Below are 6,208 nucleotides of genomic sequence, written 5' to 3' on the forward strand. Positions count from 1 at the left end.
GCAGGGTTACGGTTTTCGATTGCCGCGAAAATGGGCGTACAACGAATCGAGTACGGTGCCGATCTCCGTCAGCAAAGCGTCGTCGCCGGCAAGTCGCTTTCGGGCACCCGCCAGAATGGCCTCGAACCCGCCTGCCTCCGGCACGGTCGACCCGCCTACGTCCAGCGCATGCACCATTGCACCCAACCGTACGAGCCCTTCGTCGTCGCCCAGTCCGAAGCTGGCGACCAGTACTTCGAATGAAACGCGATCGCCCACATGCGTGAACGGGGCGCCGTCGAAATCGAAGCCAAGGGCGTCGACCGGACATTCTGTGAGGTTTGCCAGCCACACAAAGCGCGCATGCGGATCGATGAAGCGCTGAATCAGCCACGCGCTGGCAACCCGATCCACCCAAAGGTGACGGCGCGTCGCCCACAACCTCCCTTGATATTGAGCACGGTCGCGGCGCGGAATGCCGCCTTGTGCAGCATGCGGCTCGCCGGGGGATCGCAGCGCTTCGAGGGCAGCGGTGAAATCGCGCCATTGCGCACTCGCGCGTAGCGAGGTTTCGCCGGGAAAGAAATCGACTCTCCGAATAGCGTCATACGTGCGGGCGTGGCGACGTTGCAGGCGATTCAGATCGGCTGCCGCGAGATCAGGCAGTGTCTTGCGGTCTTCCGAAAGCTCGGCGAGCCAGTCAGCATAGTCTCCGGTGCGATCGAACAGTGCCTGGTACGTGCCCTCGTCGACAAAATCTTCCACACCGACATGCAATAACCATGCTTGTCCCCCACCGTTGCGTGCCTCCTCAGCCAGGTCGCGCAACTGCGCCACCTGCTCGGCATGGGCCGGCAACAGGTAGGCACCGTCCCGCAATGCGCCGCAGCCCAGCGCCTTAACGGTACGCCAGATGCGCATCCGCGCAGTCGCGCCGGACGTCGGCAGACTGACAATCAACAGGAGCCAGGAGGCAGAGGTGGCATTCATAACGGCAGCATAATTGGCCGTTACATACACTGCAATTCTGTAGAGATTGCTACATCGCTTGAGGACAACTTCGGAACGAAGGAGCGATGCGGATCGGTGAGCTCAACGAACTTCACTTCAGACCACGGCCGGACTCCGAGCGAACTGATGCGGAGGTAAAGCAGCGGCTGGAAAACGCGCGTCACCAAAGTAACTTTTTGTCAGATGGGTGACTTCTCTGCCACCTGAAGGCCGCGCAGGCCACTCGCCATTGATGCAGCAATACCTCCACCCTATCTGACGAGGCTCAAATCCAAAAGCTACGCTACGACCTACGCCAATGGATTTCAAGAATGCCAGTTGCCGACTCGTCAGCGCCATTCGTCGCGCAGCAATATCACCGGCAGCTATCAAGGTCCAACTGCCATTTGCTCACCTACGGTGAGTGGCTATGTTGCTGCACAGCTCGTCGACTGTATTCTTGAGTGCGTCGCAGTCTCCAAGATCCTTCTTCATCCGGTCAGTGCCTCGGCCGCGTTCGGAGTTGGAGCCATTTATGCTGGCAGTCGGACCCTGATTTGTTGATACAGCCGAATCTCTTCCTCATGGCTCACTTCAACTACTACGGCAAAACTCTGGCTCTCCACAAGTTCCTGGGCCCACCCGCCTTCACATCGCACGACAAGGTAGTAACGATCGCCGTACTGAGTTAGGTCGCGCTGGAATGTGATAGCCGCCGTTTGCAGGGTGGCCGTTTCTCGATCCCGAGGGCCCGGCTCCAAAGCACAATTAAACCGACTTGCCATCTCCGGAACACCACCCTCGACAGCAACATTGCGCCGTCGGTAATGCTCAAAAACCTGTTCTGCCGTACATCCCCGGATCAGACGAAAACTCATCCCGATGCCCGCGTAGTCAACGCGAGTATGACGAACCGGCGGATCGAATGCTAAGCTGATCTTGACGGTACGCCGCCCTCTAGTCTGTTGAAAGGCAGCAGGTATAGGAACCTCGTAAACTGCGAAATGGTCGATCGTTAGTTCATCCTCTGCATACAGAACAACACGCGCTTCATCGGAATATGCAGCGTGCTCAAGATCAACTTGCCCACGCCCGCAGACCTTGCGAATAGCGTCTGCGCCGAGAGCACCAAGCCGATCAACGGTCTCTTGCGGCACTGTTGCCGCCCCTGCGAGTAAGGCTCGCACCAAATTAGCAGACGCTTGTGGCAAAAGCGCCAAAATTTGGCTCGCCTTGAATGCAACCAATGGCGCAGCAAAGGATGTACCGGATCGAGCAGTAAATAGCTGCTCGACATGACGATGATTGAGGGAAACGACCCCGGCGCTAGGTAATTCCTCCCCACCACGCAACCGGACCGTGACAGCGTCGAACACAGTCGTTCCGCCGAAATCGACAAAATCTGGCTTGATCGAACCATCTATCCCGGGACCCGCCCGAGTAAAGGGCGAAGGCTCCAATGGCCCCGTTATCGAACGAACACGGACATCGCCCGCCAACTCTGGCGGAATGCCATTGCTGTGCGATATTGACCCAATTGATAACACATTTTGAGCGCCAGCTGGCTCACAAAATCGATTCGCGGATTCCAGCAAATAGTCCGGATACTCTGTAACGGCCTGCTCTATAACATTGCCACCACGTGGAACGCGGTTGCCCGCAGATACTACAATCACAGCGTTCAACTCGCGAACCAACTCGTCGAGCGTGGCGGCCCAAGCACCGACCTTCCTACCATCGTAAGTCAGCTTCCTATCGCCCAACGCAATCACAAATATTCGACACCCGTATTGAGCGTGCAGTGTAGTGATTGCTTCACGCATTTGAGACGGCACTAGACGCCGGTTATCAAAGGAGCCTTGATCGTTCACGACCTTTGCGGAACACAGTCGCGCGCCACGATTTAGCGCTCCAGCATTTAACTGCCCAACTATGTCTCCAAATACCGCAATCCCCCCAACGACTGTCCCGTGCCCGCAAACGTCCGCAGTCCCCAAACTCGCCGGAACTCCGATGGCACCCACTAGAATATCGGCGATGAGCGGGTGATCGTTGATGCCGCTATCAATGACCCCAATGAGGGGAGCGTCGTCATCAAGAGGGGCCAGTTCGGGCAACTGGCCTAGGTCAACTGCTATAGCGGCCTCCGCGCGACCGTCAGGCTCCGGCGGCAGATCAATACTAGCAACTGCATCAACCCCAAGTAGCGCGCGAACGATCGCCCCACTCACGGTAATTCGAAGCATCGAAATGGACGGGCCGACATACCTATCGTGAACTTCTCCGCCACGATTGGTAACGTATGCACCGATCTCGTCAAGCTTGCGATCTCGGAGGTCCCGACGGCCGACGTCCCACAACTCTAAATCGAGAGTGTACCCCTGATCGTCACGAAAATCGGCCTCAGAAACAACCCCCCTTTCCCGTAGCTTTAACCCAATCCTATCGCGAGGCTCAACATCGCCGATCGATTCCACGTTTGCAATAAAAGTTGCATATGCTGGATTTCGCTGCCCTGGAGGAACACCTTGAGAATAAGCGTCTATTCGCTGCCGGAAATCGCGCAAGTCGTCGTGATCTGCAAATAAGACCAATGTACGGTCAGAGTCGGACGATAAGACGGTAAGCCCAAGTCCTTCCCATGTGCTTTCTTGTCGTGCACCGACCATCCTCACTCGCAAGATAAGCGCAGGATCGACAAACTCGGGGCGACGGCGCGCGCGCTGAGCGGCAACGACGGCATTCAATTCTGCAGTCAACCGGGCGCTATGACCCCGAGGGTCACGCGTTGGCGGAGGTGATCCACCCCCATTTTTTCGGCGCTCGAATCGCTCCGGCAGTCGAATAAGACGTAAATGTTCTAAATGAGGCATCGATTTTAATTTTCGAACTTATACCACCTCAATCATTCTCTCCCGCCCAGCTTTACGACGTTGCTCATCACGCAGGGCGCCCCGGAAATCACCCTCATCAACAATTTTCCGACGACCGATAAGTGTGGCCTTGATCGCCTGGATGCATACCCGCTCTATCTCTGCATACGAATAACCCGACAGCATTGATGCAAACAGCAACGGATCGAATCCGATCTGCACATTCTTGAACTGCGACTGCAGAAAACGGCGAATCATTCGATCGTTCGGCCGGTCAAACCAAATTACCTCGTCAAAACGACGCCATACTGCTTGATCGAGAGTTTTGCTGAGATTCGTCGCCGCAATGAGAAAACCTCGAGGCTGAATGCGATCAATGAATATCAGCAGGCTATTGACAACTCGCCGCAACTCATTATGCTCCGACGTATCATCGCGCGAGCGGGCGAGCGCGTCAAATTCATCGAGAAATAAGACGCACGGATGCTTTCGAGCAAAATCGAATATCTTCCTTATATTGGACGCAGTTTCACCCAAGTATGACGAAATCAGCTGATCCAATTTCACCACGTAAAGTGGCAAACCGAGTTCGCCTGCAAAAACTTCCGCACAAAGTGTTTTCCCACATCCCGGTGGGCCGCAAAACAAAAGCTTCGACCGAATCGGCAAACCCTTCCGACGAATTTCGTCGGAACGGCGAAACTCCTCCATCAATCCGAGAAACACCCGAACGTTAGCCGGCGCAAGCGTGATGTCTTTGTGCGTGCGACTGGGTTCGATCTTTTCGATGAATTCGCTTGCCGCATCCGGGAACTTAATAAGGGGAGCGAGACCTTTGGGGGTCTTGAGTTCAGCGCTACCTTGGGCGGCATTGTCGAGGGTGCGACGCAAGGCGCGCGCAAGCACCCGGTTGTTTTTCTGTTCTTCCTCAACGATGATCTGCTCGGCAACTGCGCGGAACTCATCGTCCCGACCGTAACTCGCGAGCAACTTTTTCATCAGTTCGCCGCGCGCCATGTCAGCATCCTCAAGTTGTCCGTGTCTAGATGCGAATTATACGCGCCTGCCCATCCAAGCGACATTCCGGCCGACGCGACGCCATGGCGCTGAAAACACAGTACAGCGAACTCGCCAGCCCATATAGGGAAAACCCCTAGAAGGGGTACTGCAACACGGCAGCAGCCACGCGACCGCACTCGTGGACACTGAGGGAAGATTGCCCCCGCGGAAGATGTCTCCTATACCCGCCACTCATAAAAAGGGAATGAACATGCGGCCGGCCGCACCGTGATCCAATCGCGATGCATGAGCGGCGACTACTCAGAGGGGCGAGCCAGTTGCCGTGCGGCCCAAGTCATTCGAAGCATGTGGCCGCCGTTTGCGTTGAACGTGCTGGTGGATTACTTCCAGGCCAAGGGCGAACTTCGCGCAACTGCAATCCCACACGGCAAGCCCACTCTAGCAGGCGTTTAGGCCATCGACGCGGCAATGGCCCCGATTGTCTTGGTAACATCAGACACAATCCACGGCAGGCGAGGTGCAGAGGTGTCGGTCCAACTCACCAGAGACGGCAGCATGCAGCATATGCGGCATACAATCATCCCGTACTATGTACAAGGGGTGTTTGCCGGGTCTTCGGCTTTGGGGCTGAGCGATAAATTTGATCCACTCGCACGAACAGAGATCGTTGTAGAAGGTGAACGCGATCCGGTCTATAAGACGGTTCTAACAGTGTATGTGCAGACAGTTTCCAGCATGGCCGCGATCTATTCGAGATTGTTGCTTGAGTTTCTCGGACTGCGTAGCGGCGGCATACCTTCGGCGTTGCAATCTGTCGGGAAACGCCGAAATGGCGATATTGGAATAGAGCACTATCAACGCAAAGACGGTAGGTCGTTGGCCAAGGTATTGCCGTCCATCGTCCAAGAGTTTCCCGATGCCCAAGAGGTGGAACGCGCATGGATCGTTGTTTGTGATTTTGCTGGTCAGCGCCTTGCCCATGCCACCGATGACCTGAGGCTTGGCAATATCGACGTAACGCCGATGTTGCGGCAAGCATTTGAGACCATTCCACAAGTAGTAAGCCATGCATTTTATAACGCTCTGGATTGACCCTGCCTGAGCGTGCAATTGGCTACTCCAGCGACGGCGTTAGCGGATGACGAATGTAGTGTCTCGGTGTCGGACATAATAGACCTCGATGCCACACAACTGTCAAATCTGACAGGTGTCGTGGCAGTACAACCGTCAATCCCGTACCTCGCGCGCTCGATGGTAAATTTGCACGCAAATTGACACGAGAGGGCCAAGTGGCAAAGCGCGCGATCATCCGCGTCGGCGACACGACGACGCACGGCGGCAAGGTA

The 6,208-nt window shown here is 55.8% G+C and carries 4 protein-coding genes; 1 reads left to right on the forward strand and 3 read right to left on the reverse strand.

Annotated elements, in window-relative coordinates:
• Positions 1 to 6: 6 nt before the first annotated feature.
• The 3 genes from X946_RS14955 to X946_RS14960 form a co-directional block, all read right to left on the reverse strand.
• Positions 7 to 969: a chromate resistance protein ChrB domain-containing protein gene (locus X946_RS14955; RefSeq protein WP_038748740.1), complete on the reverse strand. Its 963-nt coding sequence runs from the start codon at positions 967 to 969 to the stop codon at positions 7 to 9.
• A 533-nt stretch (positions 970 to 1,502) separates the two neighbouring features.
• On the reverse strand, positions 1,503 to 3,728 hold the full coding sequence (locus X946_RS31260) for a S8 family peptidase (RefSeq protein WP_200886430.1): 2,226 nt from the start codon (positions 3,726 to 3,728) through the stop codon (positions 1,503 to 1,505).
• A 132-nt stretch (positions 3,729 to 3,860) separates the two neighbouring features.
• On the reverse strand, positions 3,861 to 4,859 hold the full coding sequence (locus tag X946_RS14960) for an AAA family ATPase (RefSeq protein ID WP_038748742.1): 999 nt from the start codon (positions 4,857 to 4,859) through the stop codon (positions 3,861 to 3,863).
• A 528-nt stretch (positions 4,860 to 5,387) separates the two neighbouring features.
• Here X946_RS14960 and X946_RS33880 point away from each other — a divergent pair.
• A complete protein-coding gene (locus tag X946_RS33880; RefSeq protein ID WP_161788666.1) occupies positions 5,388 to 5,954 on the forward strand; it encodes a hypothetical protein in 567 nt (188 codons plus the stop codon).
• The last annotated feature ends 254 nt before the right edge of the window (positions 5,955 to 6,208 follow it).

It is taken from the genome of Burkholderia sp. ABCPW 111, from assembly GCF_000773065.1.
Taxonomy (GTDB): domain Bacteria; phylum Pseudomonadota; class Gammaproteobacteria; order Burkholderiales; family Burkholderiaceae; genus Burkholderia; species Burkholderia savannae.